Consider the following 17129-nt stretch of genomic DNA (forward strand, 5'->3'; position numbering starts at 1 on the left):
ATGTGTCTGGTTTTCTCGTTTGTTGGTTGTATCTAAGCGTATGCAGACACTGATATGGAAGAAATCAATGGGAAAAATGAGATTGCTGCAGTAAGTAATGGGGTAATAACTGGATCTGATCATTGGATACTACCTGTACGAGATCTCGTTGGGGGAACGTATTTGGATTTATATTCCGGTGCAGAAGGTTATACTGTAAGCAGTACATACCATAGAACTTCTGTAGAATATCTTGTTAGTTGGAAGAGCGTAAAAGTTTAACTGGTAAAATACAGGTTTCCACTGGCTATGTTAGGCCTCCATATTCTAAACACTAGAGCTGCATTTAAATCGGCAGTATACTATGAATTCTAAAGAGGTATGAGCAATGAAAAGTCATCATAAAAAATTGCTGGTCAGATTATTATTGTTAGTGGGAATGCTTGCAGTTACGATTGGACCTTCCCTTGCATATTATGGAAACTTAAGAATTGTAGGTCTGTCATCTGAGCCAGAAATAGTTGAAGAAAATGTATCACCCGTATTCAGTGTCCCGCTTTCGGACTTATATGGAAGGGCTGAGGGATATGATTTATCGCAGTTTATGGGACGAGAAAATGTTTTGTCAGATCTGATTGAAATCAATAATACGTTGCATAGCAGCGATGTATTTGAATATTATCAGGTGACAGAACCTTCTATCTACTATGTAGGAAATTATCAAGGAAAACAGGAAACAATTGTTGCTGGGGAAGAATATAGGAATCAGGTAGATACTGAGACACGGGAACTCATTACATCTTTGAATTCCTTTGAGATATCAAAAAACATTGCAGATCAGATTGCAGATCAGACAGTAAAGGGACAAGCATTTTCTGATGGTGACTTTTCATTAACTTGTAAGGACGAAATACCGGTTGTTATTGGTAGTGCGTTTGAAGAAAACCTGTCTGTGGGAGACATTTTAAATATCCGATATTATCTAGCCAATATCAGAGTGAAGATTGTCGGTATCATGAAGAAAGGCGCCAGTCTAAAGATTCCAAATATGGAGATGAACCTTGATGGATATATGGTTTTTCCTGATATTAAAATCAATAGAGAAAATTTAGTAGCTAAAAAGCACAATATCATCATGATGCTGGAAAAAGACGAGGGCTATATTGGAATATATAAACTGAAGGATTTTGAGAAGGTTATTGAGGAACTGAATAGAATCAGCAAAAAATATAATTTTGCTCTAGACATCGAAAGTATAGAAAACACTTATACATACTTAAAGGGAGAAAAAGCCGAAACTGTAGAAAATGATAAAGAACATAATGTGGAAGAAAAGGAAATCAATATAGATAATTCAATGTCAAGAAAGATAACCATCCTTCTTTATATTGTGTCTATAATTGGGGCAATCTGTATTTTGATAATTGCCTTCTTCTGGAAGAGGGTCTTTGTAGATGTGAAGGTGAATTATCGAGGGATCGTATTTAAGACAAGAGAAACGATCAAATTTATCAGCAATATTATGGCCTCCTATATCATTTCTTACAGTATCTGTGCATTGATATTTGGAAGAAGATACGAAAATTTTGACTATCACTACATTGCATATCCGCAAAGCTGGGTCAGATTGTTTTTGATGTGTATCATAATTATGGGCAGCATGATTCTGTGCAGACAGATTGGGAAGAGCATGCAGAAAGAGGAGGAACCGGATGATTGAGTTGATTACGGCAACATTTTTGCAGGCCTATCCGATGTACTTTGCAGCGATACCCTTTGTTATCCTGGGACTGCTCATTAGAAAGAAAAAAAGCACGTGTCAAAGTTCTGTATATTTAGGGGACTTAGCATTTGTACTTCTCTGTTCATCAATTCTGGTTACGCTAGCGGCAACATGTTATTCAAAAGAGTTTTTTGACAACTTTGATATAAAGCGCCTGCTGCATTATGAGCAAATTCATTTTGACCCTGAGGGTTTTTTGTCAAATATTCTGCTGGCTAGTTTTGCAGGGAGTTTCCATGCTACTGTAAACTGGCTGGGTAATATTGGTTTATTTGTCCCTATTGCCTTTTTCACAATGTGGATCAGCAGGAAGGATAAATACAAAAAAGTGCAGATCGTTATCTGTTGCTTGCTGTTTTCGGTACTAATTGAATCAATCCAATTATGTAGTGGAAGATTAGCAGACGTCATGGATGTTTTTCTTAATACACTTGGTGCGTTTGTTGGATGTTGGCTTTTTGATTATTTTGTAGCGATTACAGATCATTTGAATAAGAGGCTGTAGAGTATTGTATTCGGTGTAGGAAATGTGACAGGATTTTGTTACATTCTAAAATGTAATGGAGGTTATGATTGAAAATACAGTATTTATGACTTTAGCTATTTGTATTGTGATGGTTTTGAGTTTAGCAGCCGTTACTGCAAAAGCAGGCAGCGTAATTATCTTTATTGGATATGTACAGGGACCAGCTTTGTGGGCTGAATCCCTACATGAAGACAGACATCAAGCGAGGTCCTCTATTAAAGGCGGCGACACAAAGATTGTTACCGCAAGCGGTGGTAATTGGGCAAAAACCTTTACTCTTGACGGAAGCCTTCTTGGTCCAAGTGGCACGGCTTTAAGTAGAGTTACGCCAAATGGAACATGGTACATATGGACGTTTAAGTACGGAAAGCTGTTGTAAACTAGTATGAAAGAGGATTTGTTACTATGCAAATCCTCTTTGATAGTCGCTGGAGATGTCTTATGAAAAAACTGATGTATGTGATGTTTACTTTGAATTTGATTTTTCTCTTGTTCTGCACATTATGGAATTTTACTGTTGATAATGATATGCGCCTATATGACGGCAAGGCATCTATTTCGATTGAAAAACCAAAAGAAATGAGCAATAAAGAGTACTTAGTATGCTTAGAAAAACAAGCAGAGATGCAGGATACGGATATTTTTTATGTCACCCATGACTATACAAAGGATAAATATAGCGAAAACGTTTATGCTACCAGACATGATCTGTCATTCTTGAATCTTTCACTGGAGATGGGCGGCCATAATGAATTGTATTCAACGATGGCGTTGACAGGCTCAAAAAAAATATACGGATGCAACTTATTCATAGAGTATACGATATATCGGCTTACTGACTTACAAAAATACGGGTTGGAAAAATTGGTTTTTTATGTCGATCAGAATAAAAGCCAAGAAATGCTTTCTCAGTTACGAGAAAAGGATATTACTGCAAACTTGATTTCTTCCCACCAAAGCAAAAAAAACTATCAGTTGAGTTTTGGTACTCTGCAGTTAATCGAGATTATTTTAGGAATCTTTTTATTTACTGCAATTTTGTTTCATATGTTTCATAAAAGTAAAGAGATTGCAATAGAAAAAATCAACGGTCTTTCATTTTGGAATGTTTTTAGAAAAGAGATAAGAGAAGACTTTAAATTGATGACAGTAATATCTGTGATTTTGATAGGGACCGTGGCAGCTGCCATTGTTTTGTATTGGGAGAAAGAGACGTTGCTGCTATATATTGAAATTGCCGGGGGAAAGCTGCTAAAGTTTTTACTATATGTAATAGCTGCATATTTTCTATCATGTATTTATATCTATGCGCAATGTTCTATAAGAAATATCAAAGGACAATCGCAGAATAAAGAACTATATTGGATTATAACAATTGTGAGAATGCTGATTATCGTTATCCTTGTCGTGAATACCTCTTCCATTTTCACTACAGTGCAGACTTTGAAGACGCTAAATGACAGTAATCTTAGAATAAACAAGGAACTAGAAGGTTATGTATATACGACGCTGAGAGATCCGGACATGCTGCTTTTTGATGAGGAAGAGGAACAGAAGTTTAGGGAACACTGCCAGCATTTTGTTAAGGAAACAGAGAAAAAATTTCAGGGAATTATACTCAATACATCCTCCTACTATTTGAAAAAAGATGATAAGCAATATCATACAGAGTCGAGGGTTATAACAATCAATGGGAACTATTTGCAGGTAAATCCTATTTATGATATGAAGGGGAATTTGATTACGGAAAGAGATTTTGATCCTGATAAATTCAATATGCTGATTAGAGAAGATGAAGACGTGAACCAGGCAGTAGGGCAGCTATTAGAAGATGTCAACTTTTGTGAGAAGGCATATGAAACAAATAGGGTTCTTACGAAAGAAGATGTGAACGTGATTCGATATCAAAAAAATGCGAAGATTTATGCGCTGAACCCTTTTACCAATGCAAGATATAGCGATATTTTAAAGAAACCGATTATGTATGTATATGATGATCAATATTGCTACTTTATGGATATGGAGGTAATCATATCAAATGGTGCATATCTGCTGAAATGTGATACAGAAAATCCGAAAAAGGAATTGTCTTCATATTTACAAAAGTATGAGTTGGACAAATTTATTCATGAGACACCTTTTATCAGCAATGCCTTTTCTGATGAAATAAGTTATACGAGTAATTCCCTTTTTACAAACTTTGCAGTTCTGATACTGTATACAATTCCTTTGACTTTTCTCTTGATATACTTTGCATCACTTTATTGTGAGAATAAAAGCAAAGAGATTTTCTTAAAAAGGTTAAATGGTGCCGGTTACTTTCAATGTCATTCTTTGATCTACCTCGTAGAGCTGGCAGTGTGGTTGGTTATAGCAATAGCTTTGTTATGGATGGACATCCTTCCTATGATGTTTTATGTATTGGCACTGTCAGACTTTCTGGCATTGACGTTTTGTATCAGATATTTTGAGAAAAAGAATATGAATGAAATTTTGAAAGGCAGACTATGATGATAATACAATTAAAGCGGATTAATAAGTCCTATGGGAAACATAAGGTGATAAACGATTTTCACTTAGATGTGAAGCCTGGGGAATTTGTTTTGATCAGTGGGAAGAGCGGCAGTGGGAAGACGACCCTGCTAAATATGATAGGAACCTTGGAAAAACCGGATGAAGGTGAAGTCGTGATTTATGGACATCACAACCCTTATTTTAATACAAAAATTGGAAGACGGCTGCTACGAGAGGAAATCGCATACCTGTTTCAAAACTTTGGTCTAGTGGAAAATAAAACAGTTTTCCAGAATATGATTCTAGGATTAAATATAAGAAAAAATGCAAAGAGCATAGAAAAAGCGGAGGCTCTGCTTAAAAGATTAGATATAGAGGATACACTGAATCAAAAAGTATTTCAATTGAGTGGGGGCGAGCAGCAAAGAGTTGCTCTGGCAAAAATTTTATTAAAGAATCCGTCTATCATACTTGCAGATGAACCTACTGGAAGCCTTGACGTTGAAAATAAAGAAATGGTAATGGAGATTCTTGCAGAACTTAACAAACAAGGCAAAACAATCATACTAGTAAGTCATGATTCGGAGTTAGAAAAATATGCAACTCAGATCGTTAAAATCCCTAGAACTCGTGGTTAAATCATCAAGATAAATATATGATTGTGAATACTTATATTGACGAATAGAAAAATTTCGCCTATAATGGTTCCATAATCTTATGATGTTGTCGCAAAGAAAGAATCACTAAATTATGTGCTACGGTTCTATTTTCAGAATTAGGCGCATGGTACAATTACTACAAACAGATAACACGATTGCTTTCTTTACCCCCGGGTAAAGATATGATAGCATTCCGATTTCATTCCGTTAGGGCCATTTATGGAGGGGTGGAACGGAGTGCTTTTGTTTTTGAAAGGAGAAAATGATGAACAATACATTTACAGCACGCGAAGTCTATGACGCTTACGAGAGAATTAAGAACTATATCTACAAGACGCCTCTTGAGGAATCCCTCTATCTGGGGACGGAGGAACAGAAATACTTTTTCAAGCTGGAATCCACCCAGACGGTCAAAAGCTTCAAAATCCGTGGGGCGCTGAACAAGATGTCAACCTTGACGGAGGAAGAAAGGCAGCGGGGTGTCGCCACGATTTCTTCCGGTAATCACGGAGCATCGGTGAGTTACGCAGCCAAACTTTTGGGTATAAAGAATGCAAAGATCATCGTACCGGAAACGACACCGCAGGCAAAGGTTGACAAGATTAAGTATTATGGTGCCGATGTCATGCTCATGGGAAGCGGCTATGATGAGGCCCATGCTATGGGAATGTCTTATATCGAAGAAAACGGCATGACCTACATCGATGCTTACTATGACGATCCGAAGATTTACGGTGGACAGGGAACTGTTGCTGTTGAAATCCTCGACCAAAATCCGGATATTGATACCATCGTCGTACCAATTGGCGGAGGCGGATTAATTACAGGTATCGCAGTAGCGGCAAAGGCCATCAAGCCAGATATCAGAATTATCGGTGTCCAGACCGAGGCCTGCCCGGCTATGATTCGCGCCTACGAAGATAACGTATTCTATGAGGAATATCCGACCACAGGAGACACAATCTGTGACGCCCTGGTCGGCGGCGTTGGCAAGCTGTCTTATGATATCTTAAAAGACTATGTGGATGATCTGATTGAAGTAAAAGAAGCGACCATCAAAAAAGCAGTGAAACATATGATTAAAGAGGAGAAGTTCATCGTAGAAGGCGCTAGTGCAACGACAGTAGCTGCAGTTATGGACGATAGAGAGCGAGTGGCCGGCAAAAATATCGCCCTGGTTATGAGCGGCGGTAATATAGACGGAGATTTGATGGTCAAACTGTTAAACGAATAATGGAGGCTTGAAATGAATGGTGAACTACAGAAGAAAATATTAAATACGATAGAACAGAATTTGCCAGAGCTTTATGAAATCAGGAATTATCTTTACGAGAATCCAGAAGTGGGCGGCGAGGAGGAAAAAGCTTACGCCCTTATGACCAGAACCTTAAAGGAACATGGCTTTGCAGTGACAGAGAATTTTCATGGAATCGATCACTGCTTCAGAGCAGTAGCGGACAGCAGGAAACCGGGGCCTGCAATCGGGCTGACTGCAGAATTTGATGCGCTGCCTGGTATGGGTCACGGCTGCGGCCATAACATCATCGCTGCTGCGCCTATGGGTGCGGCCTTTGCTCTGCAATCGGTTATAGAAGAAACTGGCGGGAAAGTAGTTCTCTTTGGTACGCCAGGAGAAGAATGCATCTGCAGCAAAGTACCTCTGGCAGAGGAAGGTGCTTTCGATGAGGTAGACGTGGTTATGACTGTCCATCCAAATCCAGTGAATCAAGCTAGTGGAAAGACTACGGCTATCGATTCTTGGCAGATTGACTTTTACGGCAAATCCTCCCATGCCGGTGCCCGTCCAGAAGAAGGCATCAACGCCCTCGATGCTGCTGTGCACTTTTATTCGTTGATCGGATTTGAAAAGCAATATCTGAAAGACACCAATATTTACGGCGTCTTTGCTGACGGTGGAGAAAAATGCAGTGTGATTCCAGACCATGCCGCAGTAAAATATTTAGTCAGAGCCAAAGACATGAAGACGATTGAGCAGATTCGCGATATGTTTGAACGGTGTGCAGATGCGGCGGCAAAGGCGGTAGGTGCTACTTACAAGATTTGGAGAAATGAGCCAGCCAACAAGGACATGGTGACCAACGAAACCCTGTCGGAAGTCTTTAACAAATATTACGAAGAGTTGGGCGGCGGGGAAATGCCTCAGATCGACAGCACTGGCTCGACGGATATGGGGGATGTCAGTTATGTAGTTCCGGCAATTCACCCATGGATCGGCTTGAATTGTCCGTCTTACCAGCTGCATTCAAAAGAGTTTGCTGATACAACCATAACAAAAGCAGGGGACAGAGCCGTGAAATTGGGGGCGGAGGCCTTGGCCCTGGCTGGGGCCGAAGTGTTGACAACGCCGGAATTGCTTGATAAGATAAAAGCAGAATTCAAAAAAGGAGAGTGAATCAATGGAGATACGGGAGCTGAGAAAAAAGGAGTACGAGGCTGCCATAGCTTTATCTTGGCGGGTCTTTCTGGAATATGAGGCTCCTGAATACTCACAACAGGGAATAGAAGCTTTCTATAGATGCATACACGATGAGGAATATGTGCGCAGACTGAAGATATATGGAGCTTTTGAGAGAGGGAGGCTGCTTGGTGTTCTTGCAACCCGCAGCAGCGGCAATCACATTGCGCTTTTCTTTGTAGATGGGAAGTATCATGGCAGAGGGATTGGCAGACAATTGTTTAACCTTGCAGCTGCTGACAATTACTCTGGTCATATGACGGTGAACTCCTCGCCGTATGCTGTAGAAGTCTATCACCATCTGGGATTTTCTGATTTAAATTGCGAGCAGGTAACTGACGGTATCCGTTTTACACCCATGGAATGCTATGGTCTGTGAAAGCAGAACTTATATGTAACATTGTAAAAAATTTACAATGCTTGCTTGTATTCCCCATACATCCATGCTATACTTCCAGTAATTTACATTACGAAAGGAGGTAAAATGGATGAATCATACAAATGATAGCTGTTGGAACGAACATCCCCGTAGGAACTATCAGGATACTGTTTTCCACATGCTGTTCTCTGAACGTGAGAACGCTATCGAACTGTTCAATGCTTTGGAAGGCACAGATTACGGACCAGACACGGAGGTGAAATTTACCACCCTTGAAGATGCAATATATGCTGGACTTAAGAATGATCTGGGATTTATCATTAATAGGAAGTTTCTCGTCCTCAGCGAGGCGCAGTCAACCATAAATAACAACATGCCTTTGCGACAACTGGAATATATTGCGAGGACTTATGAAAAAATTATATCTGTCTCTGAACTTTACGGCAGATGCAATATTCAGATCCCGACCCCGGAGTTTTTTGTGATTTATACAGGAAGGGAGAGATGGGATACTTGTGAACTGCGTCTTTCTGACAGCTTTTTGGATTCAGCACCAAAAAATTCTTTGGAACTTGTGGTAAAAATCGTCAAGATGAAGTACAATAAAGGAGAAAACGAAACGCTTGACATTCTGGAAAGAAGTGAGAAACTCCGAGGCTACAGTACTCTGTTAGAATATGTGAAACAGCGCCGTGATGAGGGCTGCGAGCTGAAGGAGGCCATTGACGAAGCTGTGAGACGGTGCATCAGTGAGGGGATTCTCAGGGACTTTCTAAAAAGCAATAGCCCGGAGGTGATGAGAATGTTGTTTAATGAGATTACCAGTGAAGAATTCGCTGAAATCAGGGCAAATGAAGCAGCAAAAGAATTCTATGAAAAAGGCATAGAGAAAGGTATAGAAAAGGGGGCCGCCAGTCTGATTGAAACCTGTAAGGAACTGGGTTTATCCAGAGCGGAAACTGCAGAAAAGCTGGTGGACAAGCTTACTCTTTCAGAGGACACAGCAGAAGCATATCTGATAGAATTTTGGGAATAGATTGAGTTCCTTTCTTCGCATAAGGCTTTAAATCAATGAGAAACACCATGAAAAAAATTACCATAGTAACCATTAAAAAGATTGCGTTGGACGCATATACACAGCAGATTAGAGGCTTCTTCGGAGAAGAAGCCTCTGTTTTAGGTTATGCTATGGAAGACAACCCGTTAGTTATTCAAGGCGACATCGTATTAACCACCTCTTATTTTCTGCTGCAGTCCATCAAGAGAAAGCTGGTCAATACCAACGCTGAAATACTGCATATGAGTGGAACCTTCAGCAAAGAGCAGTTTAACCAGATTAGCAGTATTCCCAGTAGAGAAAAAGTTTTGGTTGTCAATTCAACAAAGGAAATTGCGCACGACTGTATTTCACAGTTTAAGCAGAATATCAAAAATGACCTGAATTTTGTGGCGTATTCCGAGGAAGAGGACAAGAAAATTTTACCAGGTGAATATGACTATGCGATTACATTTATCGAAGGTTTTCAGCAAAGAGATGCCGTGAAACACGTAATCAGCTTAGGGATCAGGAAAATTCATCCGTATATTTTCGAGCACATTATTGACCTCTGTTATGCAGACGATGTGGGAAAATTTGAAAAACTGGAGCAGTATAAAAAGAAGATGGTACCTGTCAATTATTCTTTGATTGAGTTTGGCAATGTAGCTAGTGAATGGGAGGAGATCCTCAACAATATCATCTTTCTTACAGAATCCGGCGTCATTGTACTGGATGACAACGATCATATCAAAGGTATGAACGGCTATATAGCCGACCTGTTTCAGGTAGGGAAGTCTCAGTACTATGGGCGGGATATTAAGGAACTCTTCGATTTGAAAGATCTCTACGACTTTGTAATTAGGCTGGGAGAGAATAAAGAGGCGGATTTTTATCTGAAATCAATTGAAACGAGAGCCATTATCAAAAAAAGAATTGTTCAGTTTTACGGTTACAAATTTTTCACTGTGATCTTTGTCGACGTTGATCGTGGAAGAAAACGTCTGCCAGAGCAAAAGATGAAAGCAAGGTTTACCTTTGATGATATTAGAGGAAAGAGTCCGACGATCACCAGGGTTATAGAAATTGCGAGACAGATTTCCTACTCTGATAATCCAGTATTACTTCTGGGAGAGACCGGAACTGGTAAAGAACTGTTTGCTAATTCCATCCATAACAACTCACAGAGGGCATCAAAGCCGTTTATTGCAGTTAACTGTGCAGCGTTTCCGGAAAATCTGTTAGAAAGTGAACTCTTTGGCTATGAGCCGGGAACTTTTACAGGCGCATTAAAAAGCGGAAAGAAAGGAATCTTTGAGTTGGCCGATGGCGGAACTGTTTTTCTGGACGAAATCGGTGATGCGCCTCTGAGCATTCAAGCGAAATTGCTCCGTGTACTTCAAGAAAAAGAGATACGGAAAATTGGCGGGGAAGAGAATATTCCTATAGATGTACGGATTATATCGGCTACGAATAAAGACTTAAAGAAGCTGATTTCACAGGAAACTTTCAGAAAAGATCTATACTACAGACTGAATACCTTTACTGTGAACATTCCGCCTCTAAGGGAACGAATCGACGATCTGGAGATACTGATTGCTTTTTTTCTGGAGGAAGGCCACTATGGATATAAAAAGGTATCTAGTGAGGTTCTCGCTATTTTGAGAAAATGTCTATGGGAAGGAAACCTGCGAGAATTAAAAAATTGTGTAGACTACATGGCATTTATGAGCGGAGATTTGATTGAGAAGGACGCGCTCCCTGAGGAATATTTCATCATCAAGCCAGACATCACGGCAGAGATAGAGTACGCAGAGGGGATTTCTCATGCAGACCAGATCATTGTCAGTTTCCTCCTTGAGACTTTGTATTATCGGCCTATGGGTAGGGAACGAATTTTGCGTACTGCTGCAGAAAAGAAAATACAACTGACAGAACATCACCTAAAGCGAATTCTCAAGATTATGAGTGAAAAGGACTATGTGACTATCACCAAAGGGAGAGGCGGTATCAAACTTACAAACAAAGGGATAGAAATGTACGAGAAAAAAGGATAATAAATGGATGAAAATACAGTTTTATCCGTTTATAAACAAAGAAAAAGACCGATTTATCAGAAAACACTGGTAAAATCGGTCTTTTTTATAACATAGGAAATATCGTCCACAGGACGAATTTCCGTATGTTTCAAAGAAAGCATCTTGCGAAGCGTCGCCCCTTGCGGGCGACATGTGTGCATAGGAATCTACGATTCCATCATGCACACTTTCTTTACTTGGCATGCAAATTGCTTATTATATTGACAATCAAAGAACAGATATGCGCATACAGTATTTGATTAAATTGGAGGAATCTATGGATAAGAAAAATATAAGCTCACTCATCGAAAGAAGAGCACAGGAATTTATCGATTTAGCTGAAAAAATTTGGGAAAGGCCGGAGGTGGCATTAGAGGAAGTTTATGCAAGCTCGCTGCAGATGGAGTATCTTGCAGCCAACGGCTTTAGAGTCAGAAATGTCAACGGACTCTCCACAGCCTTTACTGCAGAATTTGGCAATGGAAAGCCGGTAATAGGGCTTTTGGGGGAATATGATGCACTGCCAGGCCTTTCACAAAAAGTGACAGCTCAGAGAGAACCCATCGCAGCAGATGATCCAGGACATGGATGCGGCCATAACTTAATCGGTGTCGGCTGTATCGCCGCGGCCATTGCAATAAAGGAACTGATTGAGAAAGGAATTCTCAATGGAACCATTAAATATTTTGGCTGTCCAGCGGAAGAGCGATTTGGAGGAAAGCGGCTGATGCTAAATGCCAATGCTTTTGACGGGGTGGATTGTTGTTTCAGTTGGCATCCTGAAAGCGTGAATAAAATCACCAAGGAAACTTTTCGCGCCATTTATGATGTATCCTACAGATTTAGAGGAACCACTTCTTATATAGCGGCAGACAGGGAGATGGGCGGCAATGCAGTGTCAGCCATGGAACTGCTCAATATCGGCGTACAATATTTGAGAGCACACTTAAATGACGACTATATTATAGAATACTGTGTGACCAAAGGAGCAGAGACTTCCAATGTTCTTCCAGAAATTACCGAAATCTCCTATGCTCTTAGAGCCGATAACACGGATCAGTGTAAAAAACTGGTGGAACGAATCGGTAAGATTGCTGAAGGCGCGGCCCTTATGAGTGGAACTACGGTCAAGCCGGAAATTACAGGAGAATACTACAGCGAACTTTACAATGAAGTATTAGGTGATATTGTATATCGAAATATGGTAGAAGTGCCCAGACCAGAATATACGCCAGAGGAAATGGAGTTTGCCGATACTTTGGCCGAAACAATTGGGAAGTTTCCTGTGGACAGAACCAAATCCTATTACGGAATCGTAGAAACACAGGGCAGTATGCATCGAGGCGTGGCGAAACAAGATCGAATCAGTTACAAACCAGCCTCTGACGTGGGCAATGTGAGCTGGCAGATACCGACAGCAATGTTCTTCGTTGCTACAAATCCAATCGGCATGCCAATGCACACCTGGCAGGCGACAGCCACCAGTGGAAGCAGCCTGGGATACAAAGGAATGCTCTACGCCAGCAAAGTTATGGCGGCATCGATCTTTGAACTGATGGAACACCCGGAGAAAGTGGAAGCTGCAAAGAAGGCGTTTAATGAGAACTTTGCAGACAGAAAGTAGTGAATACATGAATTTATTAAGAGATAAGAACTTTCATATTTTGAACTTGATCAGCATCGTCAGCATCATGAGTAATGTGTTGAACCCAGCATTCAGAGCCATTGGTGATGCTTTTCAGATTACCGCTGATCAGGTGGGTCTACTTACCACAGTATATTCCATACCCATGGTTATTTTGTCACCAGTTGTGGGAATCATTGCCGATCGAATCGGCAGAAGAAGAATTCTGGGTCTTTCAGCGCTCATCTTTGGTCTTTCCGCTATTTTATCAGTCAACGCTGACACTTATGCTATTCTTCTTTTCAGTGAACTGTTGAGAGGAATTGGTCAGCCAGGGCTAGCCATCGTGACCATCGTACTGATTGGAGATTTTTACACTGATAAGAATCGCAATCACGTCATGGGAATCAACACGGCTATTATGAACGCAGGTCTGGCGGTTTTCCCTATCATCGGAGGCATTTTGGCGGGGATGAGCTGGAAATATCCTTACTTCGTGATCTTTGCCGCGATTCCTATCGCACTGCTGGCCTTTTTCGGTCTCGATGAACCAGAGATTAAAAAAGAGCAGGGCAAGATCCTGCCATATATTAAAGAGGCGTTGACCTACTATAAAAACGGGAGAGTGATAGCGATCTCATCAGTATCCTTTGCGGTATACACTCTGTTGGCAGGCTGCTTTCTGGTGTATGCGGCCTTTATCCTGGAAGATCCGTCCTGGATTGGAGTCATCTTTGCGGTGATGTCTGTTTTCAGCTGCATTCCGTCTGTGATGGTAGAACCTCTGATCAAGAAGCTGGGAGAAGAGAACCTGGTGAGAATCACCTTTGTACTCTTTGCCATCGCCTTTATCATCGGCGCAAATGTGACCAGCGTGCTGACTGCTATGATGTTCAGCGCTGTGTTTGGACTGGGTATCGGCATCATCATGCCGGTTCAGATGATTATGCTGCTACCGCTTTCACCAGATCATGTGAGAGGTGCATTTATTTCGATACAAAATCTGATGCACCGTCTTGGGCAGGCCATTGGGCCAGTGCTCTTTGGATTCATGTATGTAAGGGCTGGACTTCCCAGCGTATTTTACGCGGCAGCAACAGTTTCAGTCATCGTATTCATTATATCTTTGAAATTTCTCAAGAAAGGAAAATAATATGGAAATTGCAGAAAGATTAGAACGTCCAGAAGCAAAAGAAGGAAAGCTTCTGACTGATAAGAATTTACATATTCTAAATATAATATGTTTTGTCAGCATGATGAGCAACGCTCTCAGTTCCTCGTATACGCTGATTTCAGATACCTTTAACGTTACGGCAAATCAGGTAGGCATGATGAACACTCTGTATTCCACGCCGATGATCTTCCTATCGCTGGTGGTAGGAATTATTGCGGACCGGTTTGGCAGAAAAAAAGTAATGGGTGTTTCCACTCTGTTGTTTGGAGCATCGGCCGTCGTTTCTCTGACAGCAGCCAACTTTAATATGATTCTACTGGGAGAATTCCTAAGAGGCTGCGGACAGCCGGGAATCGTCATCATCTCTCTAGTTCTGGTAGGTGACCTATACGAATCCCAGAAGAGAAGAACTGACGTCATGGGAATCAATACTGCAGTACTGAACATCGGCCTGGCGATCTTCCCTCTGATTGGAGGCTGGCTGGCGGGTTATGGATGGAAGTATCCGTATCTGATCATACTGGTAGCTATTCCTGCGGCATTGGTCGTCTTCTTCGGAATGGATGAACCAAAAATGCAGAAGCAACAGGAAAAACTTCTTCCTTATCTGAAGGATGCTCTCAAGTGCTTCAAGCAGCCTAGAGCTGTCATCCTTCCTTTGATCAACTTCTGCGTTTATGCCATGCTCAGCGGATGTTTCCTGGTATATATGCCTTTCATGGTTATCGCTGTGCTGGATAAAGTATATATGATTGGAATTGTCATGTCCGTCATGGCCATAACCAGCTGTATCCTGTCAGCGCTCCTGGGACCACTTTCGAGAAAATTCTCGGCGGAATGGATGGAAATCGCTGCACTGGTGATATTTATTGTAGCATTTATCATCGGAGCAAAGACAACTACCATTAATGGCGCACTGCTTTGCAGCGCCGTCTTCGGTATGGGCATCGGTCTCAATATGCCGGCGATTATGGCGATGATCCTGCCGCTTGCGGATACGGAAGTCAGAGGCGCATTCATTTCCGTGACCAACCTGATCAAAAGAGCAGGCCAGGCCGTGGGACCGATTATCTTCGGGTGGATCTTTGTACAGTGGAATCTGACAGGCGTGTTCTACGGTGCCGCAATTCTCTCCTCGGTCACTTTGGTGCTGGCATGCATCTTCTTCAGAAATAACAAAACACAGGTGTAAGGAGCAGGGGACAATGAAAGAAAATTTAATGACGTTTTTAGATGAAAACACTAGGGATTATGCCGACATGGCAAAAGACATCTGGGACAGACCCGAGACTGCACTCCATGAAACGTATGCGGCCAAGAGACAGAGCGAATTCCTCAAAAGCAAAGGATTCCGAATTAGCAGTGTAAGAGGAGTGCCAACGGCTTTCATTGCCGAATACGGCAGCGGAAGCCCTATCATCGGTATTTTGGGCGAATATGATGCACTTCCCGATATGAGTCAACAGGTATGTACTGTTCGAAAACCCGTAGATACTGATGCACCGGGTCATGCCTGCGGCCACAATTTGATTGGAACTGCGGGCGTAGCAGCAGTGGATGCTTTGAGAGAAATCTATGGTCGGGAAAATCTTAGGGGAACGATTCGTTATTATGGATGCCCTGCCGAAGAGCGGTACAGCGGAAAAATATTGATGCAGAAAGAACGTGTTTTTGATGATTTGGACATTGCTATTATCTGGCACCCACAAGATATTACAGGAATTTCATGCAAAAACTACTACAGCGGCCTGACCATGATGAAAGTAGAATTCTCGGGAGAAACAGGTCATTCTGTGGCAGCGAAAAACTATGGGGGAAGCGCTTTACAGGCGGCAAATCTGATGATTAACGGCATCAATGCTATGAGAGAATACATCTGGGATTATCACAGACTGCATTACTATATGAGTGATACAGGAAAAACAGCAAATCTGTTGCCAAAGAAAACTTCTGTCTATTGTGAGACCAGAGCCGCTGATGTGGATGTTCTGCTCAAGATCAAAGAACGGCTGACAGAAATCGCTGAAGGCTGTGCTAAAATCGCAGGAACTGATTTTACCATAGAGATGGAAGAGGAGCTGTATAGTGACAAAGAAAATCCTGTTATTATCGAGGTTTTGAAGCATAATTTGCAGCTCCTTCCACGACCTGAATATACGGACGATGAAAAGGAGTTTGTGATAAAGCTGGCAGAGACTTTGCCTAAAGGCGCCGAGAAAAAAGTAGCGTCCTTCTACAATATCGATAGAGAGCAGATTGAAGACCATCTGCATATGGGTATGGTGCAGAAGGATGATTTGATCTACCTCCCGGCAGATGATGCGGGAAATGTAAGTCAGGAGGTGCCTTTTGGAACCTTTCTGGTTTCCCTGCCTCCTGTGGGCATGCCTATGCACTGTTGGCAGGTGACGGCTCTCGCAGGCAGCAGCATAGGCAGCAAATGTATGATGCGTGCAGCTAAAGTCATGGCTGGTGCAGTGTATGACTTTTTGACAGATGAAAAATTAGTGCAAAAGGCAGCTGAGGAATTTGATCAGTAATAGAAAAGGGAAGAATCCCACGATAATTTGTGGGATTCTTCCCTTTGGTCTATCCCCAGATTTTTATCTGCGGCAAGATTTGCATTTTTACTGTAGTGCGGTCGAGAGCCTGTATAAAGGATGCAGCATTTTCATCTAAAAACATCTTCTGTGAAGCGGATTTTAACTGCTCTGCAGAATCCCAATGCTGTATCATCAGCCACTGACCGTTTTTTTTATCCTCCAAAAGTTCAGTATCCACAAAACCATCCTGCTTTGAATGGAAATTCTTTTCAAGTCCATCTACGATGGCCAAGAATTCTTCTCTTGAAATATCCTCAATTGTTTTCATTGTTACGATTTCTGTTATCATAATAAAATC

General features: G+C 41.4%; 16 protein-coding genes. 15 read left to right on the top strand and 1 reads right to left on the bottom strand.

Going from position 1 to position 17129, the window contains the following annotated elements; translation table 11 throughout:
* The first annotated feature begins 54 nt into the window (after window positions 1-54).
* The 15 genes from BN6539_RS22485 (at window position 55) to BN6539_RS18045 (ending at window position 16768) form a co-directional block, all read left to right on the top strand.
* Window positions 55-261: a hypothetical protein gene (locus tag BN6539_RS22485; RefSeq protein WP_148484505.1), complete on the top strand. Its 207-nt coding sequence runs from the start codon at window positions 55-57 to the stop codon at window positions 259-261.
* Window positions 262-367: 106 nt separating this feature from the next.
* Window positions 368-1699: a hypothetical protein gene (locus tag BN6539_RS17980; protein WP_067541545.1), complete on the top strand. Its 1332-nt coding sequence runs from the start codon at window positions 368-370 to the stop codon at window positions 1697-1699.
* Entirely contained in the window at window positions 1692-2267 is a 576-nt protein-coding gene (locus BN6539_RS17985; RefSeq protein WP_067541547.1) for a VanZ family protein, read from the top strand. The genes BN6539_RS17980 and BN6539_RS17985 overlap by 8 nt, the downstream gene beginning before the upstream one ends.
* 64 nt (window positions 2268-2331) lie before the next feature.
* A complete protein-coding gene (locus BN6539_RS17990; RefSeq protein ID WP_067541549.1) occupies window positions 2332-2667 on the top strand; it encodes a hypothetical protein in 336 nt (111 codons plus the stop codon).
* Between the two features lie 62 nt (window positions 2668-2729).
* Complete coding sequence (locus BN6539_RS17995) at window positions 2730-4799, top strand: ABC transporter permease (RefSeq protein ID WP_067541551.1); 2070 nt, start codon at window positions 2730-2732, stop codon at window positions 4797-4799.
* Window positions 4796-5440 (top strand): ABC transporter ATP-binding protein, encoded by a 645-nt coding sequence (locus tag BN6539_RS18000; protein ID WP_067541552.1) that lies wholly within the window; start codon window positions 4796-4798, stop codon window positions 5438-5440. Before BN6539_RS17995 ends, BN6539_RS18000 begins: the two co-directional genes overlap by 4 nt.
* Window positions 5441-5723: 283 nt before the next feature.
* Window positions 5724-6695: a threonine ammonia-lyase gene (locus BN6539_RS18005; RefSeq protein ID WP_067541554.1), complete on the top strand. Its 972-nt coding sequence runs from the start codon at window positions 5724-5726 to the stop codon at window positions 6693-6695.
* Window positions 6696-6707: 12 nt separating this feature from the next.
* The gene (locus BN6539_RS18010) at window positions 6708-7874 is read left to right on the top strand and encodes an amidohydrolase (RefSeq protein ID WP_067541556.1); all 1167 of its coding nucleotides are present in this window, start codon (window positions 6708-6710) and stop codon (window positions 7872-7874) included.
* A gap of 4 nt (window positions 7875-7878) precedes the next feature.
* The gene (locus BN6539_RS18015) at window positions 7879-8316 is read left to right on the top strand and encodes a GNAT family N-acetyltransferase (RefSeq protein WP_067541558.1); all 438 of its coding nucleotides are present in this window, start codon (window positions 7879-7881) and stop codon (window positions 8314-8316) included.
* A gap of 109 nt (window positions 8317-8425) precedes the next feature.
* Window positions 8426-9352, top strand: coding sequence for an RpnC/YadD family protein (locus BN6539_RS18020; RefSeq protein WP_067541560.1), 927 nt, complete (start codon window positions 8426-8428; stop codon window positions 9350-9352).
* A 47-nt stretch (window positions 9353-9399) separates the two neighbouring features.
* Window positions 9400-11409, top strand: coding sequence for a sigma-54 interaction domain-containing protein (locus BN6539_RS18025; protein WP_067541562.1), 2010 nt, complete (start codon window positions 9400-9402; stop codon window positions 11407-11409).
* A gap of 298 nt (window positions 11410-11707) precedes the next feature.
* Window positions 11708-13054 carry an amidohydrolase gene (locus BN6539_RS18030; RefSeq protein WP_067541564.1) on the top strand — a complete coding sequence of 449 codons (1347 nt, stop codon included), beginning with the start codon at window positions 11708-11710 and terminating at the stop codon, window positions 13052-13054.
* Between the two features lie 7 nt (window positions 13055-13061).
* Window positions 13062-14207 (top strand): MFS transporter, encoded by a 1146-nt coding sequence (locus BN6539_RS18035; protein WP_187375536.1) that lies wholly within the window; start codon window positions 13062-13064, stop codon window positions 14205-14207.
* Window position 14208: 1 nt separating this feature from the next.
* Window positions 14209-15420, top strand: a complete 1212-nt coding sequence (locus BN6539_RS18040; RefSeq protein WP_067541569.1) for an MFS transporter — start codon at window positions 14209-14211, stop codon at window positions 15418-15420.
* Between the two features lie 13 nt (window positions 15421-15433).
* Entirely contained in the window at window positions 15434-16768 is a 1335-nt protein-coding gene (locus BN6539_RS18045) for an amidohydrolase (RefSeq protein WP_067541571.1), read from the top strand.
* Window positions 16769-16817: 49 nt separating this feature from the next.
* Here BN6539_RS18045 and BN6539_RS18050 read toward each other — a convergent pair whose 3' ends face one another.
* The gene (locus BN6539_RS18050; protein WP_067541572.1) at window positions 16818-17120 is read right to left on the bottom strand and encodes an antibiotic biosynthesis monooxygenase family protein; all 303 of its coding nucleotides are present in this window, start codon (window positions 17118-17120) and stop codon (window positions 16818-16820) included.
* Window positions 17121-17129: the final 9 nt, after the last annotated feature.

It is taken from the genome of Emergencia timonensis (assembly GCF_900086585.1).
In the GTDB taxonomy this organism is placed as follows: domain Bacteria; phylum Bacillota; class Clostridia; order Peptostreptococcales; family Anaerovoracaceae; genus Senimuribacter; species Senimuribacter timonensis.